The sequence below is a fragment of the Pseudoduganella sp. HUAS MS19 genome (assembly GCF_053615455.1).
Genome location: NZ_CM132133.1, coordinates 2,200,944 through 2,221,412 on the forward strand (window position 1 = coordinate 2,200,944; position 20,469 = coordinate 2,221,412).

Below are 20,469 nucleotides of genomic sequence, written 5' to 3' on the forward strand. Positions count from 1 at the left end.
GTCATGCCTCGGTCGTGGCGGCGGCCGGCGCCGGGCGCGCGTGGCGGCGGAACAGGGGCACTCGCTGGTCGACCGATGCCTGGTAAGTCTCGCTGAACACGGTCAGGCCCTTGAGTGCATCTTCGATGCTGCGGTCCGGGCGCGTGTCGTAGGCGTCAAAGCCCACGCGCTGCATGGAGAACAGCTGGTCGCGCAATACGTCGCCAATGGCGCGCAGTTCGCCGGTCCAGCCCAGGCGGGAGCGCAGGTTCCAGGCGTGGGAGTAGCCGCGGCCGTCGGTGAACTTAGGGAAGTCGACCGCCACTAGCGCCAGTCGGGGCAGGTCCTCGCGCAGGGCGACGGGATCTTCGTCCGGTGCCAGCCAGACGCCGATCTCGCCGGCAGCTGCGCGGGAGGCCAGCGCGCCGCGCTGTGCCAGCCAGGTTGCCAGCGGCACGATCACACGGCCAGGCGGCACGGCAAGGCCGGCGGCGGTGGCTGCTGCGGCAGCAGCTTCGGCGCCTTCGGCTACTTCCGGCGCGCGCAGCAGGTTCCAGTCGTCGGCCACGATTGCGCGGCCCTTGATGATTTGCTTAGGCATATTCGTCTTCTCCTACCAGGCGGCCAGCGGTTTCAATCGGTGTGGCGTATACAAATTCCTTGAACGGGGCGATGCCCAGGCGCTGCGCGGTGTCGACGAAACGCTCTTCCGGAGTGCGTTCTCGTACATATACTTGCAGCAGGCGGTCGATCACTTCCGGCATTTGCTGCGCGGAGAACGACGGGCCGATGATCTTGCCGATGGCGGAGTTGTTGCCTTGCGCGCCGCCGATCGACACCTGGTACCATTCGCTGCCATCCTTGTCGACGCCCAGCACGCCGATATTGCCGACGTGGTGATGGCCGCAGGCGTTGATGCAGCCCGAGATATTGAGCTCGAAGTCGCCGATATCGTGCAAGAAGTCGATATGGTCGAAGCGTTCTGCAATCGCCTGTGCGATCGGGATCGACTTGGCATTGGCCAGCGAGCAGAAGTCGCCGCCTGGGCAGCAGATAATGTCGGTCAGCAGGCCGATATTAGGCGTTGCCAGGCCGTGCGCCTTGATCTCCTGCCACAGTGCGAACAACCGGGATTGTTCGACGTCGGCCAGCACGATGTTCTGCTCGTGCGTCACACGCAGTTCGCCAAAGCTGTAGCGGTCGGCCAGGTCGGCCATGTAATCCATTTGTTCCGCTGTTGCATCGCCGGGCGGCACGCCTGTCTTCTTCAGCGACAGCACGACAGCGGCGTAACCCGGCACCTTGTGCGGCTTCACATTGCGTTTCAACCAGTTCTGGAACGGCTTTTCCGCATGGGCGGCGGCAGCGTCGTAAGAAGGCAGCGCCTTGTAATCGTGCGGCTGGAAGTAAGCGATGATGCGCTCCATTTCCTCCAGCGTCAGGGTCTGTTCCGTACCCTTCAGGTCTTCCCATTCTGCCTCCACCTGGCGGGTGAACTCCTCCACGCCCAGGGCTTTCAGCAGGATCTTGATGCGCGCCTTGTACTTGTTGTCGCGGCGGCCGTGCAGGTTATACACGCGCATGATCGCTTCGGTATAGGTGAGCAGGTGTTCGCGTGGCAGGAACTCGCGGATCACGCTGCCCAGGATCGGGGTACGGCCCATGCCGCCGCCGACCATCACCTTGAAGCCGATTTCTCCGGCTTCGTTCTTCACCACGGTCAGGCCGATGTCGTGCACGGCGATGGCGGCACGGTCTTCCACGGCGCCGTTGATCGCCACTTTGAATTTGCGGGGCAGGGCAATAAATTCCGGGTGGAAGGTCGACCACTGGCGCAGCACTTCGGCGTACGGGCGCGGGTCGATGATCTCGTCGGCGGCCACGCCGGCGAATTCGTCGGAAGTGACATTGCGGATGCAGTTGCCCGAAGTCTGGATGGCGTGCATTTCCACCGAAGCCAGGTCGCTCAGGATTTCCGGGGTTTCTTCCAGCTTGATCCAGTTGAACTGGATGTTCTGGCGGGTGGTGAAGTGGCCGTAGCCGCGGTCATATTTGCGGGCGATGTGCGCGAACATGCGCATTTGCCTGGAACTGAGCAGGCCGTAAGGGACGGCGATACGCAGCATGTAAGCGTGACGCTGCATGTACAGGCCGTTTTGTAAGCGCAGCGGCAGGAATTCGGCCTCGGTCAACTCATCATTCAGGCGGCGTTTTACCTGGTCGCGATACTGCTCGATGCGTTCGCGGATGATGAGGTGGTCGTATTGATCGTATTGATACATAGCTTTCCCAGTAAGGCATGCCCAAAGTGGAATCAATGGTAATAAACTGGGGGCTTATTCCAAACAACATAGTCTTTATTTGCTTATATGCTGTTAAGGCATAAGCATCAGCGTAAAATACGCGCTGGGGAGTCCAACGAGAGCGAGAATGAACCTTCACCAACTGCGATTCGTGCGGGAAGCCGTGCGCCAGAACTACAACCTGACCGACGCCGCCAAGGCCTTGTTTACCTCCCAGCCGGGCGTTTCCAAGGCGATCATCGAACTGGAAGAAGAGCTGGGTGTTGATATTTTCACAAGGCACGGCAAGCGGATCCGCGGTTTGACCGAGCCAGGCAGGCTGGTTTTGCAGTCGGTTGAACTGATCATGCAGGAGATCGACAGCCTGAAACGGATCGGCAAGGAATACGCGGCCCAGGACTCGGGCAGCTTCACCATCGCCACCACCCACACCCAGGCCCGTTACACCCTGCCTAAAGTGGTACAGGCCTTCATGCAGAAGTATCCGAAAGTGCGCTTGTCTTTATTGCAAGGCAATCCGAAGCAGATCGCGGAGATGGTGCAACGGGACCAGGCCGACCTGGCCATCGCCACCGAATCCATCGCCGCCATCGAAGGCCTGATTACGCTGCCTTGCTACCAGTGGGAGCACGTGGTGGTGGTGCCGCCCGACCATCCGCTGTTAAGGATCAAGTCCGTCACGCTGGAAGAAGTGGCCGAGCACCACATCATCACGTATGATGCCGCCTTCGCCGGCCGGTCGCGTATCGACCAGGCTTTCGATAAGCGCGGCCTGAAACCGGACGTGCTGCTGGAAGCGATCGATGCGGACGTGATCAAGACCTATGTGGAGCTTGGCATGGGTGTCGGGATCATCGCCGGCATGGCCTTTGACCCCGAGCGCGACCGCAACCTGCGGGCCATCCCCGCCGGCCACCTGTTTGGCATGAATGTGTCGCGCGTGGCCGTCAAGCAGGGAGCCTACCTGCGATCCTATATATATACCTTCATCGAGCTGCTGGCGCCGACATTGAACCGCAAGCTGATCGAACAGGCGATGAAGGGCGAACATGAGAACTACGAACTGTGATCAACGAACAAGAATTGAATGAGGTGCGCGAGCACATTGAAGAACTGCTGGAAGACCACGAGGTCCTGCAGCTGGAAAGCCTTGACCTGGACAGCGTGGATGCCGCACCGGGGCAGTACACGGCCGTCTATGCCGAATTCCTGTGGGCCCAGCTGGGACGTGAGAAACAGGACAAGTTCCTGAAGCAGCTTCGTGACAAGGTCGGCAAGGATGTGCTGCTGGTTCTGATGGGCGAAGACTATGTCGATGGCGAGAGCTTCCCCGTCGCCCGTACCGACCAGCACGGAAATACCTACGAGTTCCAGAAAGATGACGACGGAAACCGTTTCGAAGTGATGAAGAATTACCCGTCAGACAGCTGGCTGCGCAAGCGTTTGGGTATCGCAGCGCGCGAGATCAAGGTCCTGCGCTCTGAATATTACTGGGTCGTTACATCACGCCTGAAGTAATTTTTTCCTGTCACATTGTTGAAGTAATTGAGGGGCAATATAGCTGCGTTTGAAACATTTCCCTCAACTTCAACAACGTAGGACAACAAGTGAAAAAACTTACTCTGGCAGCACTGATCATCGGCGGTTTCGCAGCACAAGCTCAAGCCCAGTCCAATGTGACCATCTATGGTATCGCTGATGCCGGCTTCGTCGCAGAGCGCGGTGGCGTGAACGGCAGCGTCAACAAGGTGACCAGTGGTGTGGGTTCGGCTTCCCGCCTGGGCTTCAAAGGTGTTGAAGACCTGGGCGGCGGCACTTCCGCTATCTTCACGATCGAATCCGGCGTCAAGATCGACACCGGCGAGCAGGATACCGCAGGCGTGTTCGCACAGCGCCAGGCTTTCGTTGGCCTGAAGAGTGCCAGCATGGGCCAGATCACCCTCGGCCGCCAGTACACCATGCTGTACAACGCCCTGTCGCAAGTTGCCGACCCATTCGGCGCTGGCTATGCCGGCAATGCCAAGAACCTGTTCCCTACCGGCGGCGTCAACACCCGCCTGTCGAACTCCATCGTCTACAACTCCCCGATGTTCTCGGGCTTCAGCTTTGATGCTCTGTACGGCATGGGCGAGCAAGCTGGCGACAATACCGCCGGCCGCCAGTTCGGCTTCGGCGTGAACTACACCAGCAAGGAACTGAATGTTCGCCTGGTCCACAACAACAAGAACAACGACGTGGCTGCTGTCGGCGCCACCCCGGCTGTTCGCAGGGACAAAGCCAAGAACACCCTGTTGGCTGCCAACTACGACTTCGGCGTGGCTAAAGTCTACTTCGGCTACGAAAAAGACAAGGGTGCCGGCTCGGCACCGTTGCCAGTGGCTAACGCCTACGGCCGTGCAGTGCCTCCAAAGGCTTCCACCGACGGCAACGAAGTGCTGCTGGGTGTGGGCGTGCCTATGGGCGGCGGCACCCTGGTTGCTTCGTACATCCGCAAGGAAGACAAGTCCAACAACCAGGACGCCAACCAGTTCGGCATCGGCTACCTGTACGCCATGTCCAAGCGCACCACCGCTTACACCTCGATCGCCAAGGTGAAGAACAAGAACGGCGCCGGCTACACCGTTGGCAACAACACCGAAGCCGGTTCGGGCGACAAGGCATTCAACCTGGGCCTGCGCCACGCCTTCTAAGCAGTTTTTTGTAGCACGCAGTACCTCTCTCTCGAGGTGATTCATGATCTTTGGCGGGTCTCCGGACCCGCCCTTTTTTTATGTGCCGCCGGGGAGGGGGATTGTGATCGAGATGCGCGTGCCGCTGCCGCCGTCAACCTCCATACTGCCGCGCAGTGATGCGACGCGTTCGCGCATGCCAAGCAGGCCAAGCGCATCCGCCTTCGCCATGTCGCCGACGGCAATGCCGCGCCCATCATCCGAAATATCGATGTACAGCTCCCCGCCGATGCGCTGAAAGCACACCTTAGCGGTGCCAGCGCCGGCATGGCGGGCGATATTGGTTAATGATTCCTGCACCAGCCGGTAGATGGCGGTGCTATAGCGCTCATCGAGGACCAGTGCCTCGGGCACGGCATTGAGCACGCAGCGAATGCCGTGGCGCTTCTCGAATTCACGCCGCAGCGACTCCAGCGCAAAGTACAGCCCACCTTCGTCAAGTGCGCGCGGGCGCAAGTTGCCGGCGATACGGCGTAATGAGCCGATTGCCGTCAGCAGCAGGCTGTCCATGCTGGACAGCCGCGCTTCCGCTTCGGCTGAGCCGGGCGGTAGCTGTTGCAGCAATGTGAGTTCAACGCGCAGGGTGGCCAGCAACTGCCCAAGGTCGTCGTGCAGTTCGCGCGAAATATGGACGCGTTCATCCTCCCGGATGTCCGCCAGGGCGGAATCGGTGGAGCGGCGTCCCTGGACGCGGGTGCGGGGATTCTTCAAATTGGCCTCCTGGTGGCAGCGACCACCAGGACACCGTATTACAGCAAGCCGCCGGGCGGCTTGATCTGGATCACATCTGCTTGAACAGATGCAGGAAGGAGCGGCTGACTTCCAGCTTGTCTGGGCGGCCTTTGATCATCACCAGGTGGCGCCCGCGGATGTCGCGCGTTACGCCCTCGATGGCATTCACATTGACCAGGGTCGCGCGGTGGATCTGCCAGAACAGGGAGGGGTCCAGCTCCTCGGCCAGGTCGCGTACCGGCTTGCGGATCAGGGCCTCGAATTTATCGGTCTGCACGCAGGTGTATTTTTCGTCCGAACGGAAGAACAGGATTTCCTCGACCGGGATCATGCGCAGGTCTGAACCAATGCTGGCCTGGATCCACTGCAGGTATTTCGGCTTTGGCGCAGCGATCTTCTCCGCAAGCTGGTTCAGGATAGCCGCCATATCGGCGCCCTGCGCCGCGCTCGCGGCAGGCGAGGACAGGCGGCTTTTCAGGCGCTCGACGGTGATCTTCAGGCGCTCAGGCTCCGGCGGTTTCAGCACGTAGTCGACCGCGCCGCGCTCGAATGCCTCGACAGCATACGCGTCGTAAGCGGTGACGAAAACCACATTACTCTTGTTGCCGATTTCGGCGGCTGCTTCCATCCCGGTCTTGCCGGGCATGCGGATATCGAGGAAGGTGAAATCCGGCTTCAGTTCGTTCACCAGTTCAACCGCTTCGTCGCCGTTCTTGGCTTCACCGAGGATCTCCAGGTCTGGCCAGACTTGTTCCAGCCGCATGCGCAGCTGGTCGCGCATCAGTCGCTCATCGTCGGCAATAATTGCTGTGGGCATAGTGCTCAATATTGGGAAATAAGAAGTATCAATTATTCAATGGATCGCTGCACAAGGCAATCGCTTATTCCGAGCGCGCCAACTGGTACGGCACCTCGATAATCGCAATGACGCCGCTTGGCTGGTTGGGCTCGATTTTCAGCGAAGCCTGGTCGCCGTGCAGCAGCTTCAGTCGTTCGCGGATATTGGTCAGGCCCAGGCCGGTGCCGGTGCTTGGCTTGGCGCCAAAACCCAGGCCATCGTCGGTCACGGTCACACGCAGCTTGCTGTGCGCCACTTCGGCGCGGACTTTCAGGTAGCCGCCTTCGGGCTTGCCTTCCAGGCCGTGCTTGATCGCGTTTTCCACCATCGACTGCAGCATCATCGGTGGGAAGGCCGCGGTACGCAGGCCTTCGGGCACGTCGAAGTCGATGGTGAGGCGCTCTTCCATGCGCATTTTCAGCAAGGCGAGGTAAGCGGCCACCATATCGGACTCGCTGCCGAGCGTGCTGGTCAGCTTGTTCTCGCGCATTTGCGGCAGCACGGCGCGCAGGTATTTGATCAGGCTGCGCTGCATGGCCGAGGCCCGGGGCGGGTCGGTCTCGATCAAGTGCTCGACAGAAGCCAGGGTGTTGAACAGGAAGTGCGGCTCGACCTGGGCCTGCATCATTTGCATCTTCGCTTCGCTTAGCTGGCGCTGCATGGATTCGCGTTCAGCTGCGGCGTTCGCCACTTGGGCTTCGGCTTCTGCCTTCTTCTTGCCGCCAACTAGCGCCTTCATCGCAAAAAGTGCCAGCAAAAGGAGGGTGATAAAGCTGGTAAACCAGGTCGACGCCTGTTTGTGGTAGCGCGAGACTTTCTCTTCGGCTGCGCTATCGACGGCTTGCTCGAGTGCGTTCGACAGCTCTTCGCCAATCTGTGGTGGCAGTTCGATGTGAACTTCTTCGCCAGGCATTGGCGCTGCCGGCGGCGCTGGCGGAGCAGGTTTCGTTTTGCTCGCCTTTGCCGCAGGCGGGGCAGGGGGTACTGGGGTAGCTGGATCTTCGGGCTCTGACGGCATTGCCGGCGCGGCAGCTTCTGCAGCGGCCGCCTCTGCCGCATCCGGGGCGTCGTGCGTATGGGTGTTTTCGTCGCTGCTTGCCTCAGCGTTGGATTGTTTCTTGATTTTGCCTGCGCGCGGATTGAAGTGGATCCCGCTGTCATCGATGGTGATATTTGGATCCGCATTGCCCGACTTTGTACGCTTATGGGAGCGGATCACCATCTCATCATCGCGGGAAGGCGAAAACAGTTCATCCTGCAAAATCGACGCAGCAATCATCGATAATGCCGCAAACAGGAAGAACTTCCACCAAGACAGGTGCGTGACCCAGCCGGTCGTCGCATCAAAGCCGCGGTGGAGCCAGGCCAGGATGGTTTTTGCTGTGTCTTGGGCTTTCGGAGTTGGAAACATGCGCAACTTTCTATTGAATATGGGGCAAGTGTAGATAAGCTTGAGCAAAGCCGCCACCGGCGTGCGACAGAATGCAGAAATACGGGAATGGAAGAATGCCCTTGCGGACGGCCGGATCGTTTGCTATAGTTCTGTCCCTCGCAACGCAGTGCCGCTAACGCGGTAGAGCGAAACGAGAAAAAAGAAGGGGTTGACGAGTTGCACGCTGTACCGCATAATCTCGCTTCTCTGCTGCAACGAACACAACGCTTCGTAACACAAAAGCAGCGATCTTTAAAAATCAACAGTCGATAAGTGTGGGCGTTTGACGATATGCCCGGACCTTCGGGTCCGATGCTCAAAATATACGTTATAACGCTCGCACAAAATAAACGTAAATCTCGAAAGAGATTTCGTCAGTATTTTGAGTGAGTGACCTCGGCAGTAATGCCGAAAAACAGAGATTGAACTGAAGAGTTTGATCCTGGCTCAGATTGAACGCTGGCGGCATGCTTTACACATGCAAGTCGAACGGCAGCGCGGGCTTCGGCCTGGCGGCGAGTGGCGAACGGGTGAGTAATATATCGGAACGTACCCAAGAGTGGGGGATAACGTAGCGAAAGTTACGCTAATACCGCATACGATCTAAGGATGAAAGCAGGGGATCGCAAGACCTTGTGCTCCTGGAGCGGCCGATATCTGATTAGCTAGTTGGTGAGGTAAAGGCTCACCAAGGCAACGATCAGTAGCTGGTCTGAGAGGACGACCAGCCACACTGGAACTGAGACACGGTCCAGACTCCTACGGGAGGCAGCAGTGGGGAATTTTGGACAATGGGGGCAACCCTGATCCAGCAATGCCGCGTGAGTGAAGAAGGCCTTCGGGTTGTAAAGCTCTTTTGTCAGGGAAGAAAAGGTCGTGGCTAATATCCACGACTGCTGACGGTACCTGAAGAATAAGCACCGGCTAACTACGTGCCAGCAGCCGCGGTAATACGTAGGGTGCAAGCGTTAATCGGAATTACTGGGCGTAAAGCGTGCGCAGGCGGTTTCGTAAGTCTGTCGTGAAATCCCCGGGCTTAACCTGGGAATGGCGATGGAGACTGCGAGGCTAGAGTTTGGCAGAGGGGGGTAGAATTCCACGTGTAGCAGTGAAATGCGTAGAGATGTGGAGGAACACCGATGGCGAAGGCAGCCCCCTGGGTCAAAACTGACGCTCATGCACGAAAGCGTGGGGAGCAAACAGGATTAGATACCCTGGTAGTCCACGCCCTAAACGATGTCTACTAGTTGTTGGGTCTTAATTGACTTAGTAACGCAGCTAACGCGTGAAGTAGACCGCCTGGGGAGTACGGTCGCAAGATTAAAACTCAAAGGAATTGACGGGGACCCGCACAAGCGGTGGATGATGTGGATTAATTCGATGCAACGCGAAAAACCTTACCTACCCTTGACATGGCAGGAATCCTGGAGAGATCTGGGAGTGCTCGAAAGAGAACCTGCACACAGGTGCTGCATGGCTGTCGTCAGCTCGTGTCGTGAGATGTTGGGTTAAGTCCCGCAACGAGCGCAACCCTTGTCATTAGTTGCTACGCAAGAGCACTCTAATGAGACTGCCGGTGACAAACCGGAGGAAGGTGGGGATGACGTCAAGTCCTCATGGCCCTTATGGGTAGGGCTTCACACGTCATACAATGGTACATACAGAGGGCCGCCAACCCGCGAGGGGGAGCTAATCCCAGAAAGTGTATCGTAGTCCGGATTGTAGTCTGCAACTCGACTACATGAAGTTGGAATCGCTAGTAATCGCGGATCAGCATGTCGCGGTGAATACGTTCCCGGGTCTTGTACACACCGCCCGTCACACCATGGGAGCGGGTTTTACCAGAAGTAGGTAGCTTAACCGTAAGGAGGGCGCTTACCACGGTAGGATTCGTGACTGGGGTGAAGTCGTAACAAGGTAGCCGTATCGGAAGGTGCGGCTGGATCACCTCCTTTCTAGAGTCGGCATCAGACTCAAACGTTCACACTTATCGGCTGTTGGCATATAAAGAACAGCAATGTTGGGGCTGTAGCTCAGCTGGTTAGAGCACCGTGTTGATAACGCGGGGGTCGTTGGTTCGAGCCCAACCAGCCCTACCAAATGGGGGATTAGCTCAGCTGGGAGAGCACCTGCTTTGCAAGCAGGGGGTCGTCGGTTCGATCCCGTCATCCTCCACCAATTACTGTTCAAACGTAAGCGAATAGACGTTTAGGTTTGAGTAGTACCGTTCTTTAACAATCTGGAAGAAGTAAAAGTTTTATTAAGCGATATCGAAAGATATTACTTAGGGTAGTAGTAAAACTCATCAAACACAGTAGTAAGTGCTTGAACTTATAGCCGTCAAGGTTATAGGGACAAGTGAATAAGTGCACATGGCGGATGCCTTGGCGATTACAGGCGATGAAGGACGTAGAAGTCTGCGATAAGCTTCGGGGAGCTGACAAACAAGCTTTGATCCGAAGATTTCCGAATGGGGAAACCCGGCCTTTTAGGTCATCACTCACTGAATACATAGGTGTGTGAAGCGAACGCGGCGAACTGAAACATCTAAGTAGCTGCAGGAAAAGAAATCAACCGAGATTCCCAAAGTAGTGGCGAGCGAAATGGGAAGAGCCTGTACGTGATAGTCGTTTGGATAGTGGAAGCCTCTGGAAATAGGCGCCATAGCGGGTGATAGCCCCGTACACGAAATCCAAGCGGTGGTACTAAGCGTACGACAAGTAGGGCGGGACACGAGAAATCCTGTCTGAACATGGGGGGACCATCCTCCAAGGCTAAATACTCGTAATCGACCGATAGTGAACCAGTACCGTGAGGGAAAGGCGAAAAGAACCCCGGGAGGGGAGTGAAATAGATCCTGAAACCGTGTGCATACAAACAGTCGGAGCCTCGTAAGGGGTGACGGCGTACCTTTTGTATAATGGGTCAGCGACTTACATTCAGTGGCGAGGTTAACCAGATAGGGGAGCCGTAGAGAAATCGAGTCCGAACAGGGCGCCAGTCGCTGGGTGTAGACCCGAAACCAAGTGATCTATCCATGGCCAGGTTGAAGGTGCGGTAACACGCACTGGAGGACCGAACCCACTAATGTTGAAAAATTAGGGGATGAGCTGTGGATAGGGGTGAAAGGCTAAACAAACTTGGAAATAGCTGGTTCTCTCCGAAAACTATTTAGGTAGTGCCTCAAGTATCACCGACGGGGGTAGAGCACTGTTATGGCTAGGGGGTCATCGCGACTTACCAAACCATTGCAAACTCCGAATACCGTTGAGTGCGAGCTTGGGAGACAGACATCGGGTGCTAACGTCCGGTGTCAAGAGGGAAACAACCCAGACCGCCAGCTAAGGTCCCAAAGATTGGCTAAGTGGAAAACGAAGTGGGAAGGCTAAAACAGTCAGGATGTTGGCTTAGAAGCAGCCATCATTTAAAGAAAGCGTAATAGCTCACTGATCGAGTCGTCCTGCGCGGAAGATGTAACGGGGCTAAGCCAGTCACCGAAGCTGCGGATATCCGCAAGGATATGGTAGGAGAGCGTTCTGTAAGCCTGCGAAGGTGTCTTGTAAAGGATGCTGGAGGTATCAGAAGTGCGAATGCTGACATGAGTAGCGATAATGCGGGTGAAAAGCCCGCACGCCGTAAGCCCAAGGTTTCCTGTTCAACGTTCATCGGAGCAGGGTGAGTCGGCCCCTAAGGCGAGGCAGAGATGCGTAGCTGATGGGAAGCAGGTTAATATTCCTGCACCGTCGTATGATGCGATGGGGGGACGGATCGCGGAAGGTTGTCTGCCTGTTGGAATAGGCAGTTCCTGGTTCATAGAAGGCGCTTAGGCAAATCCGGGCGCGTAATTCAAGGGACTGGGACGAGCGGGCTTGCCCGTGAAGCAATCGGAAGTGGTTCCAAGAAAAGCCTCTAAGCTTCAGTCATACGAGACCGTACCGCAAACCGACACAGGTGGGCGAGATGAGTATTCTAAGGCGCTTGAGAGAACTCGGGAGAAGGAACTCGGCAAATTGGTACCGTAACTTCGGGATAAGGTACGCCTCGGTAGCTTGACCACTTTACTGTGGAAGGGCGAAAAGGTTGCAATAAACTGGTGGCTGCGACTGTTTAATAAAAACACAGCACTCTGCAAACACGAAAGTGGACGTATAGGGTGTGACGCCTGCCCGGTGCTGGAAGATTAAATGATGGGGTGCAAGCTCTTGATTGAAGTCCCAGTAAACGGCGGCCGTAACTATAACGGTCCTAAGGTAGCGAAATTCCTTGTCGGGTAAGTTCCGACCTGCACGAATGGCGTAACGATGGCCACACTGTCTCCTCCCGAGACTCAGCGAAGTTGAAGTGTTTGTGATGATGCAATCTACCCGCGGCTAGACGGAAAGACCCCATGAACCTTTACTGTAGCTTTGCATTGGACTTTGAACCAATCTGTGTAGGATAGGTGGGAGGCTTTGAAGTGAGGACGCCAGTTCTCATGGAGCCATCCTTGAAATACCACCCTGGTTTGTTTGAGGTTCTAACCTTGGTCCGTGATCCGGATCGGGGACAGTGCATGGTAGGCAGTTTGACTGGGGCGGTCTCCTCCCAAACGGTAACGGAGGAGTTCGAAGGTACGCTAGGTACGGTCGGACATCGTGCTAATAGTGCAATGGCATAAGCGTGCTTAACTGCGAGACCGACAAGTCGAGCAGGTACGAAAGTAGGACATAGTGATCCGGTGGTTCTGTATGGAAGGGCCATCGCTCAACGGATAAAAGGTACTCTGGGGATAACAGGCTGATTCCTCCCAAGAGTTCATATCGACGGGGGAGTTTGGCACCTCGATGTCGGCTCATCACATCCTGGGGCTGTAGCCGGTCCCAAGGGTATGGCTGTTCGCCATTTAAAGTGGTACGTGAGCTGGGTTTAAAACGTCGTGAGACAGTTTGGTCCCTATCTGCCGTGGGCGTTGGAAATTTGAAGGGGGCTGCTCCTAGTACGAGAGGACCGGAGTGGACGAACCTCTGGTGTACCGGTTGTCACGCCAGTGGCATTGCCGGGTAGCTAAGTTCGGAAGAGATAACCGCTGAAAGCATCTAAGCGGGAAACTTGCCTTAAGATGAGATTTCCCGGAGCCTTGAGCTCCTTGAAGGGTCGTTCGAGACCAGGACGTTGATAGGTCAGGTGTGGAAGTGCAGTAATGCATTAAGCTAACTGATACTAATTGCCCGTACGGCTTGTCCCTATAACCTTGACGGTTATATAGCACTTACCGTGTTTGAGAACACTACCCACTTTACTTCTTCCCGATTGTTAACAAGTCATGCCTGATGACCATAGCAAGTCGGTCCCACCCCTTCCCATCCCGAACAGGACCGTGAAACGACTCTGCGCCGATGATAGTGCTGCAACCAGTGTGAAAGTAGGTTATCGTCAGGCTCTTATTAGAAAAGCCCGCTAGGCATGTGCCAGCGGGCTTTTTGCTTTGAGCGGGTCTGACCCTGCGGGTCAGACCCTGGTTTGCCGGTTTTAGAGCCCCTTCCTGTTGCGCAAACGCATCAATGTTTTCATTTATATTATGTTGCTTAATAGAAAATTCATATAATTTGTATTTTCCACCTAGCAAAACATAATATGGCGTCGAAGTTTCGGTACGTAGCACTTTTAGCTTGTCTGCACTTCCCCGTGCAAATCGCACATGCGCAGGCTTTTTCCCGCACCCCTAACGAAGAGTACGCAAAAGGCAATTATGCGCGCGCCTTCCGTGGCTTCTTTGAACAGGCAACCCGCAGCAACGATCCTAATGTGCAGTTCAACCTGGGCATGATGTATGAGCGTGGCCAGGGCACTGACCAGAACGACACAGAGGCCGTGAAATGGTACACGCGCGCGGTCGACCAGGGACATGTCCCTGCGATGCGCCAGCTGGCAGGCCTGATGGCAGCCGGCCGGGGCACCAGGCAGGATGGTGCTGGCGCCCTGGGCCTGTTGCGCAAGGCTGTCGAGCAGAACGATGTCGGTGCGATCGAGCAAGTGGCCGGCATGTATCTCGAAGGCCGGGGCGTGCCGGCGGACCAGGCGCAGGCCAAGCAGTGGTACCAGAAGGCACTCGCCGCGGGCAGCAAAAATGCGCAGGAGGCTCTGAACCTGATTGCTGCGATGGAGCGCCAGGCCGCCGGCCCGCTCGCGCCGATACGCAAGCGTGCAGTGGCCGGCGATGCCAACGCCCAATACGACCTGGCTGTGGCCTACCACACCGGCAATACGGTGCCGAAGGATGCGGCCCAGGCGCTGGAGTGGTACCTGAAGGCGGCCGAACAAGGGCATGCAATGGCGCAGTTCTACGCGGGCCTGCTGTATTCCAGCGGCGATGGCGTTGCGGAGGACCAGGCACTTGCCCGCGCATGGTTCACCAAGGCTGCGGCGCAGGATAACAAGGATGCCGCCACCAACCTCGCCGTGATGCTGGACCTGGGCAAGGGCGGTCCGGTTGACCTGGCGCAGGCTGCGGTCGTGTACCAGCAGGCGGCAAAGCTGGGCAGCGCGCAGGCGCAGGTAAGGCTGGCCGGCATGTACTGGATGGGCCAAGGCGTCAAGAAAGATTACAGCCAGGCTGCAAGCTATTATCGCCAGGCGGCGGAGCAGGGCGATGCGACTGCGATCCGCAAGCTGGTCTACCTGCTTGAAAACGGCGTCGGCACCGCCCGCAATGTCGAGGAGTCGAAGAAATGGGCCGCCCGGCTTGAGCAATTGGGTGGCAGCAACTAAGCAATGACAAGAAGCCCGCCAGCCCAGTGCCGGCGGGCTTTTATGCTCAAGGGCTGACGTTCATGCGCTGCGTATGTGTCCAATTGTGGTCGTATGCACTGACGGCAGAAGCAAAGGTGCGGTACGTCTGGCCTTCGCCTGGCCACGGGTTCATGATGTAAATGTAGTTGGTTCCGTTATAGGTCTCATAGCCGCGTCCGACCATGATATGGCCGCCTCCATTGGTCCAGCCGTAGCGGATCACGAAGGGACGGTTGCCGTTGATCTCATTTACCACCGAATTCCACGACAGGTAGTTATTGACCGCAGTATTTGGCACCCCCCAGTTGTACAGGATGTTCTGCACACTGCCGGAAGTGCCGTACATATTGTTCGGGCGATTGGCGTAGCTGTTCCAGTTGAAGGTGCTGTTGCCGCAAGCGTAGTTGATGCCGTAGGCCCAGTTCACGATCTGGCACTGGCTTGGCGTCCGGTTGTAAAAATTGAGGACCGCTTTGCTGGACGCGGACCAGCACCACTGGCTGTGCTCCTGGATGGTCAACGGAACATTCAAGGTGCGCCATTGCGCAAAGGCGGAGGGAAGGGCCAGCACCAGCGCTGCACCGGCCACGATTTTTGCGATTTTCATAGTCGGTTTCTCCTTAGCGGAATGCTTCGATATTGGCTTTGACCGCGGCGCGCAATGGCTCCAGCAAATCCGCGCCTTCCACCAGCTGGTTGCCGTTCTTTTGAAGCAGCAGCGATTCCCGAGCCGAATGCAGGGGAGCGAACTTGGCACGATCCACCTCCAGCAAGTCGGCGCGCGCTTGGTAGATTCGGATGAAGCGCAGGTTGGAACGCGCACTGTTGCCGTGAACGCTCATGGCAGCGTCCACGTCCTTCGCCAGCACGGAGGCGCCATAGGCGACGGTTTCATAGCGGCCATTTACTTGTTGCACAGTTGCCAGTCCGATCGGCTTGCCGTGCAAGGAAATGACGAAGCGCCACTCGCCCGTTGGCTTGGCCAGCGACGCCAGATCGCCGCGTGCCAGCAGCTCTTTTGGATTCACGGAATATACTTCGAAGCCATGGCTTACCTTTGCCTGCTTCAAATCGCTGACGTCAGTGACATCGAGCGGGAAGTCGACCGGTGCGCTGCCGGGACGGATCGCCTGCTGATGCTCGGCGAATTGTGCGAGTCCGCGTTTGGCGGCCTGCAGTGCCGCGCCGTTGTCTGCTTGTGCCAGGAACGGGGCGGCCATCATCGCTGCGCAGGCAATGCGCAGCCAGAGTCGATGCGTATGCATGTGACTACTCCTCTGAAGGTTGATCAGATTTTCTTTGAGGTGCGAGGTGATTGCCCCCTCTGTGCTGGACCTGAGAGTTTCACAGGCGTTGGCGGCCTGCTTGCTCCTTCGGTGCGCCAGCGATACTTTGCCGGCGGCTCTTCAGAGTTTTGAAAACGCGCGACCGGTCCTTTGGCCTGAGAGATTCCGGGGGCGGCTTGCTCCTTCGGCGTTGTCCATGGGTGGGACAAACTCTCCCGATCACGCGACCGGTGTGCACCGGCAGCGAATTCAGGATATCCCAGGGATTTATACGATTTCAATCGTTTTCCGATACACGTTGCGTTTTCGCCAAGGGGACCTTTCCTGTTATTCTGTTGACACCCGCCCGGGAAATTGGTAACGTTTCCAAAAATAAGCGGCACACGACAGGAGACGGGATGTTTAAGCAGTTATTGGCTGGCGCAATAGCGCTTGGCGCCGCGTCCGCGCAGGCGGCCGGGCCGAGCGCAGAAGTGATTCACTGGTGGACTTCGGGGGGCGAATCGGCGGCCGTCAAACAGCTCGCGAATGCCTACCGCGCGGCTGGCGGCACTTGGATTGATACGGCGATCGCCGGTGGCGAGCAGGCCCGCGCGGTAACGCTCAACCGCATGGTTGGAGGCAAGGCGCCAACTGCGGCGCAGTTCAATATCTCCAAGCAGTTCCTCGACATCGTGGACCAGGAAATGCTGGTGCAACTGGATGATGTTGCGCGCCAGGAGCGCTGGGAATCCACGCTGCCGGAACCCATCGTCAACACCATCCGTATCGACGGCCATTATTACGCAATGCCGATGAACATCCACATGCAGACCTGGATCTGGTATTCCAAACTTGCATTCAAGAAGGCCGGCATCGTAAAAGAACCCGCAACAGTCGATGAACTGTTTGCTGCGCTGGACAAGCTGAAGGCCGCCGGACTGGTTCCGTTGGCGCACGGCGGGCAAGCCTGGCAGGAGCACATCCTGTTTGCATCGCTGCTGGCCAATATGGGCGGGCGCCAGCTCTACCTGCAGGTGATGCGCGACCGTGACCAGCGTGCCATCACCTCCGAGCCGGTGCGCAAGGTGCTGCTCGCATACAAGCGCCTGCAAACGTACGTCGATCCAGCATCGCCTGGCCGCAACTGGAATGATGCCACTGCGATGCTGGTCAGCGGCAAGGCTGGCGTGCAGATTATGGGTGACTGGGCCAAGGCGGAATTCAGCAATGCGAGAATGGCGCCTGGTGTCGATTACGGTTGCATCCCGGGCCTTGGTGCAAACTCGCCGTACCTGATCCAGGGCGACGCGTTCGTTTTTCCTCGCTCGGATCGCGCGGAGGTGCAGCAGGCACAGAAGCTGATGACGAAAGTGCTCCTGGCACCTTCGACCCAGGTGAGCTTCAATAAGCTGAAAGGCTCGGTGCCGCCGCGCGCCGATGCCGATACAAGCCAGCTCGATGCCTGTGCCCGGGCCGGCGCCGACATCATGCGCGATCGCAATCGCCAGGTCGGCGCGCCGGAGATTTACCTGACACCTGACCAGAACGGTGCCGTGCAGGATGCGCTGACCGCTTACTGGAACACGCCAATGCCGGTTGAAAAGGCGCAGAAGTCGCTGGCCGCGGCGCTGAGGAATTAAAACGGTGGGTCGAGCCATGTCCTATGCGGCGCTGGTGCCGATGCTGCTGACGGTCTGCGTGGGCTACCTTGGTTCATTCGCCTGGACGTTCTACGTTTCCCTCACCAGTTCGCGCAGCATCGCGACCAACAGGCTGGTCGGCTTGGCGCAGTATGAACGCCTGTTCGACAATGAGCGCTGGCTGTTGTCGCTGCATAACCTGGCGCTGTTCGGCGTATTGTTTGTGCTGGCATGCATGCTGATCGGCTTCCTGCTGGCGGCGGCGATCGATCGCCAGGTGGCGGGCGAAGGGGCGTTGCGCACGGTCTTCCTCTATCCCTATGCGATGTCGTTCGTCGCAACGGGGCTGGTGTGGCAGTGGATCCTGACACCCGGCGGCATTCCAGGCGTGGAAATCGACTGGCTTGTCGACCAGGACATGGTGCTCTACACGGTCGTGCTGGCCTCGGTCTGGCAGGCATCGGGTTTCGTGATGGCGCTGATGCTGGCCGACCTGCGCGGCGTCGACCCGGAAATCTGGAAGGCTGCACGCCTGGATGGCATTCCGGCGTGGCGGGTTTACGTCTCCATCGTGTTGCCGATGCTGGCGCCGACGCTGGCGACGGTTTTCATCCTGCTGGCGACCATGGTGGTGAAGCTGTACGACGCCGTTGTGTCGATGACCCAGGGCGGACCTGGCACGGCAAGCGAGGTACCGGCGAAGTTCATCATGGATCATTTGTTCCTGCGTGCGAATATCGGACTGGCTTCGGCCGGTGCCGTGGTATTGCTGCTGACGGTGCTGGCGTTGCTGGCACCCTGGGCCTATGCCCGCAGCCGGAAGGGCGCGGCATGAAGGCTCCACGTATCGGCCTGTACGCCTTTTTGGCCAGCGCGGCGCTGTTCTTCCTGCTGCCGCTCTACGTGATGCTGGTGACGTCGTTGAAACCGATGGATGAAATCCGGTCGGGAAATATCTTTGCGCTGCCGCTGGCGCCAACGCTGGAAGCCTGGCGTGCTGCCTGGAGCGAGGCTTGCACTGGTGCTGCCTGCGAGGGCGTGCAGGGCGGGTTCTGGAATTCCGTACGGATTGCCATACCAAGTACCGTGCTGCCCATTGCGCTGGGCGCGCTCAATGGATACGCCTTGTCGTTCTGGCGGCCGCGCGGCGCCAACCTGTTGTTCGGCATCCTGCTGCTGGGCGCCTTCGTGCCGGTGCAAGTGATGATCTACCCGCTGGTGCGCATGATGGCCGGGCTGGGTGTTTTTGGTTCGCTTCCGGCAATCGTGCTCGTGCACCTGGTATTCGGCATGCCGGTATTGACGCTCCTGTTCCGCAATTACTATGCCGCGCTGCCGCGGGAGCTGTTCCATGCGGCGCGTATCGATGGCGGCGGTTTTTGGCGCATCTTCTGGCATGTGATGCTGCCTTTGTCGGTGCCGATGCTGGTGGTGGCGGCCATCATGCAGCTTACCGGCGTATGGAACGACTATATTCTTGGCCTGGTTTTTGCGGGGCGAGAAAACCTGCCAATGACCGTTCAGCTGAATAATGTGATCAATACGACGACGGGCACCCGTCTTTACAACGTCAATATGGCAGCCACGATCCTGACGGCGCTGGTGCCGTTGGCGATCTATTTCCTGTCTGGCCGCTGGTTCGTGCGCGGCATCGCCGCAGGTGCCGTGAAAGGTTGAACCGATGTCGAATGTAAGCCTGAAGAAGCTGGACATTACCCTGGGCGGCAACGCCATCATCCGCGGCCTCGACCTCGAGGTGGAAGAGGGGGAATTCCTCGTCCTGCTGGGGCCTTCCGGTTGCGGCAAGTCGACCCTGTTGCACAGTATCGCGGGATTGGCGGAAACCAGCGGCGGATCCATCGAGATCGGCGGCAAGGACATGTCGCGCACCGATCCGAGCGAGCGCGGAATAGGCATGGTATTCCAGTCTTATGCGCTGTATCCGACCATGACGGTCGAAATGAATATGTCATTCGGCCTGCGCATTGCTGGCGTGGCGAAGGCGGAGATCAGGTGCCGCGTGGAGCGCGTGGCCGAAATGCTGCACCTGGGCGAACTGCTTGGCCGCAAGCCAGCCGCGCTGTCAGGCGGCCAGCGGCAACGGGTGGCGATCGGCCGTGCGCTGGTGCGCGAAGCCGGCGTCTACCTGTTCGACGAGCCGCTCTCCAACCTCGATGCAAAGCTGCGTACGGATTTGCGGCGCGAGCTCAAGCTGCTGCACCAGCGCCTTGGCGCGACCATGATTTACGTGACGCATGACCAGGTAGAGGCGATGACGCTTGCCAGCCGCATTGTCGTGATGCGGGCGGGACAGGTACAGCAGGTCGGCACCCCCGGCGAGGTATATGAGCGGCCTGCGAACCTGTTCGTTGCCGGTTTCCTGGGGGCGCCAGCCATGAACTTCATCGAAGGCGAAGTCGATGCCGCCGGCATGTTCTCCGGTGGCTGCCTGCGTCTGGCGATGGGCGACGCCGCGTCGGCTGGCGGCGGGCGCAAGGCCGTGCTGGGCGTGCGTCCGGAACACATTTCGCTGGCGCCTGGCGGTTCGATGCAGGGCAGGGTAACGCTGGTGGAACCGATGGGCGCCCACCGCGTGGTGTGGCTGGATTGCGCCGGCAAGCAGCTTTCCTGCATTGTGCAAGGCAGCCGTGCGATTGCGCCGGATGATACGGTCGCATTCGAGATTGATGCACAACGCGTTTCGCTGTTCGATCCGGGCAGCGGCAAGCGCTTTGAATTGGCGGGCGCTTCAAGTATGCTCGCGATGACGTTATAAGAAG

The 20,469-nt window shown here is 58.0% G+C and carries 15 protein-coding genes, 2 tRNA genes, 3 rRNA genes and 1 riboswitch; of the genes, 13 read left to right on the forward strand and 7 right to left on the reverse strand.

From position 1 onward, the window contains the following. Position 1: 1 nt before the first annotated feature. On the reverse strand, positions 2-580 hold the full coding sequence (locus ACWBU6_RS10080; protein WP_452648663.1) for a DUF934 domain-containing protein: 579 nt from the start codon (positions 578-580) through the stop codon (positions 2-4). Further along, entirely contained in the window at positions 573-2,261 is a 1,689-nt protein-coding gene (locus tag ACWBU6_RS10085; protein WP_452648664.1) for a nitrite/sulfite reductase, read from the reverse strand. Before ACWBU6_RS10085 ends, ACWBU6_RS10080 begins: the two co-directional genes overlap by 8 nt. A 148-nt stretch (positions 2,262-2,409) precedes the next feature. On the opposite strand from ACWBU6_RS10085, the gene ACWBU6_RS10090 reads away from it, so the two are divergent. The 3 genes from ACWBU6_RS10090 to ACWBU6_RS10100 all read left to right on the forward strand — a co-directional run bounded on the left by ACWBU6_RS10090 (position 2,410) and on the right by ACWBU6_RS10100 (position 4,972). Further along, positions 2,410-3,351 carry a CysB family HTH-type transcriptional regulator gene (locus ACWBU6_RS10090; protein ID WP_452648665.1) on the forward strand — a complete coding sequence of 314 codons (942 nt, stop codon included), beginning with the start codon at positions 2,410-2,412 and terminating at the stop codon, positions 3,349-3,351. Then, the gene (locus tag ACWBU6_RS10095) at positions 3,348-3,800 is read left to right on the forward strand and encodes a hypothetical protein (RefSeq protein WP_452648666.1); all 453 of its coding nucleotides are present in this window, start codon (positions 3,348-3,350) and stop codon (positions 3,798-3,800) included. Before ACWBU6_RS10090 ends, ACWBU6_RS10095 begins: the two co-directional genes overlap by 4 nt. Before the next feature lie 89 nt (positions 3,801-3,889). After that, complete coding sequence (locus ACWBU6_RS10100) at positions 3,890-4,972, forward strand: porin (protein ID WP_452648667.1); 1,083 nt, start codon at positions 3,890-3,892, stop codon at positions 4,970-4,972. Positions 4,973-5,050: 78 nt separating this feature from the next. Here ACWBU6_RS10100 and ACWBU6_RS10105 read toward each other — a convergent pair whose 3' ends face one another. The 3 genes from ACWBU6_RS10105 to ACWBU6_RS10115 all read right to left on the reverse strand — a co-directional run bounded on the left by ACWBU6_RS10105 (position 5,051) and on the right by ACWBU6_RS10115 (position 7,992). Next, positions 5,051-5,722 carry a sensor histidine kinase gene (locus tag ACWBU6_RS10105; protein WP_452648668.1) on the reverse strand — a complete coding sequence of 224 codons (672 nt, stop codon included), beginning with the start codon at positions 5,720-5,722 and terminating at the stop codon, positions 5,051-5,053. 70 nt (positions 5,723-5,792) lie between these two features. Beyond that, positions 5,793-6,560, reverse strand: a complete 768-nt coding sequence (locus ACWBU6_RS10110; protein ID WP_452648669.1) for a LytR/AlgR family response regulator transcription factor — start codon at positions 6,558-6,560, stop codon at positions 5,793-5,795. 64 nt (positions 6,561-6,624) lie between these two features. Next, positions 6,625-7,992: a sensor histidine kinase gene (locus tag ACWBU6_RS10115; RefSeq protein WP_452648670.1), complete on the reverse strand. Its 1,368-nt coding sequence runs from the start codon at positions 7,990-7,992 to the stop codon at positions 6,625-6,627. Between the two features lie 445 nt (positions 7,993-8,437). Here ACWBU6_RS10115 and ACWBU6_RS10120 point away from each other — a divergent pair. The 6 genes from ACWBU6_RS10120 (at position 8,438) to ACWBU6_RS10145 (ending at position 14,760) form a co-directional block, all read left to right on the forward strand. Continuing rightward, a 16S ribosomal RNA gene (locus ACWBU6_RS10120) occupies positions 8,438-9,968 on the forward strand. Positions 9,969-10,035: 67 nt separating this feature from the next. Then, positions 10,036-10,112, forward strand: a tRNA-Ile gene (locus ACWBU6_RS10125). Positions 10,113-10,115: 3 nt separating this feature from the next. Beyond that, positions 10,116-10,191, forward strand: a tRNA-Ala gene (locus tag ACWBU6_RS10130). Positions 10,192-10,365: 174 nt separating this feature from the next. After that, positions 10,366-13,237, forward strand: a 23S ribosomal RNA gene (locus tag ACWBU6_RS10135). A gap of 81 nt (positions 13,238-13,318) precedes the next feature. Then, a 5S ribosomal RNA gene (rrf, locus tag ACWBU6_RS10140) occupies positions 13,319-13,431 on the forward strand. Together the 16S, 23S and 5S rRNA genes with 2 tRNA genes alongside form the textbook arrangement of a ribosomal RNA operon. A gap of 246 nt (positions 13,432-13,677) precedes the next feature. Next, positions 13,678-14,760, forward strand: a complete 1,083-nt coding sequence (locus ACWBU6_RS10145) for an SEL1-like repeat protein (RefSeq protein ID WP_452648671.1) — start codon at positions 13,678-13,680, stop codon at positions 14,758-14,760. 46 nt (positions 14,761-14,806) lie between these two features. Here ACWBU6_RS10145 and ACWBU6_RS10150 read toward each other — a convergent pair whose 3' ends face one another. Together ACWBU6_RS10150 and ACWBU6_RS10155 are read right to left on the reverse strand one after the other, a co-directional pair. After that, positions 14,807-15,388: a C39 family peptidase gene (locus ACWBU6_RS10150; RefSeq protein ID WP_452648672.1), complete on the reverse strand. Its 582-nt coding sequence runs from the start codon at positions 15,386-15,388 to the stop codon at positions 14,807-14,809. A gap of 13 nt (positions 15,389-15,401) precedes the next feature. Then, on the reverse strand, positions 15,402-16,046 hold the full coding sequence (locus ACWBU6_RS10155; protein WP_452648673.1) for a hypothetical protein: 645 nt from the start codon (positions 16,044-16,046) through the stop codon (positions 15,402-15,404). Between the two features lie 154 nt (positions 16,047-16,200). Then, positions 16,201-16,295, reverse strand: a riboswitch (glycine riboswitch). Between the two features lie 170 nt (positions 16,296-16,465). Here ACWBU6_RS10155 and ACWBU6_RS10160 point away from each other — a divergent pair. From ACWBU6_RS10160 to ACWBU6_RS10175, 4 genes are read left to right on the forward strand one after another with little or no spacing between them, the layout of a single operon-like run. After that, complete coding sequence (locus tag ACWBU6_RS10160) at positions 16,466-17,689, forward strand: ABC transporter substrate-binding protein (protein ID WP_452648674.1); 1,224 nt, start codon at positions 16,466-16,468, stop codon at positions 17,687-17,689. A gap of 16 nt (positions 17,690-17,705) precedes the next feature. After that, positions 17,706-18,524 (forward strand): carbohydrate ABC transporter permease, encoded by an 819-nt coding sequence (locus ACWBU6_RS10165; protein ID WP_452649549.1) that lies wholly within the window; start codon positions 17,706-17,708, stop codon positions 18,522-18,524. Continuing rightward, the gene (locus tag ACWBU6_RS10170) at positions 18,521-19,366 is read left to right on the forward strand and encodes a carbohydrate ABC transporter permease (RefSeq protein WP_452648675.1); all 846 of its coding nucleotides are present in this window, start codon (positions 18,521-18,523) and stop codon (positions 19,364-19,366) included. The genes ACWBU6_RS10165 and ACWBU6_RS10170 overlap by 4 nt, the downstream gene beginning before the upstream one ends. A 4-nt stretch (positions 19,367-19,370) precedes the next feature. Further along, positions 19,371-20,465, forward strand: a complete 1,095-nt coding sequence (locus ACWBU6_RS10175) for an ABC transporter ATP-binding protein (protein WP_452648676.1) — start codon at positions 19,371-19,373, stop codon at positions 20,463-20,465. Positions 20,466-20,469 lie beyond the last annotated feature (4 nt).

Coding starts and splice junctions, on each gene's coding strand:
- ACWBU6_RS10170 (WP_452648675.1), top strand. CDS start 18,521: ATGAAGGCTCCACGTATCGGCCTGTACGCCTTTTTGGCCAGCGCGGCG.
- ACWBU6_RS10115 (WP_452648670.1), bottom strand. CDS start 7,992: ATGTTTCCAACTCCGAAAGCCCAAGACACAGCAAAAACCATCCTGGCC.
- ACWBU6_RS10175 (WP_452648676.1), top strand. CDS start 19,371: ATGTCGAATGTAAGCCTGAAGAAGCTGGACATTACCCTGGGCGGCAAC.
- ACWBU6_RS10110 (WP_452648669.1), bottom strand. CDS start 6,560: ATGCCCACAGCAATTATTGCCGACGATGAGCGACTGATGCGCGACCAG.
- ACWBU6_RS10085 (WP_452648664.1), bottom strand. CDS start 2,261: ATGTATCAATACGATCAATACGACCACCTCATCATCCGCGAACGCATC.
- ACWBU6_RS10150 (WP_452648672.1), bottom strand. CDS start 15,388: ATGAAAATCGCAAAAATCGTGGCCGGTGCAGCGCTGGTGCTGGCCCTT.
- ACWBU6_RS10165 (WP_452649549.1), top strand. CDS start 17,706: ATGTCCTATGCGGCGCTGGTGCCGATGCTGCTGACGGTCTGCGTGGGC.
- ACWBU6_RS10155 (WP_452648673.1), bottom strand. CDS start 16,046: ATGCATACGCATCGACTCTGGCTGCGCATTGCCTGCGCAGCGATGATG.
- ACWBU6_RS10080 (WP_452648663.1), bottom strand. CDS start 580: ATGCCTAAGCAAATCATCAAGGGCCGCGCAATCGTGGCCGACGACTGG.
- ACWBU6_RS10160 (WP_452648674.1), top strand. CDS start 16,466: ATGTTTAAGCAGTTATTGGCTGGCGCAATAGCGCTTGGCGCCGCGTCC.
- ACWBU6_RS10090 (WP_452648665.1), top strand. CDS start 2,410: ATGAACCTTCACCAACTGCGATTCGTGCGGGAAGCCGTGCGCCAGAAC.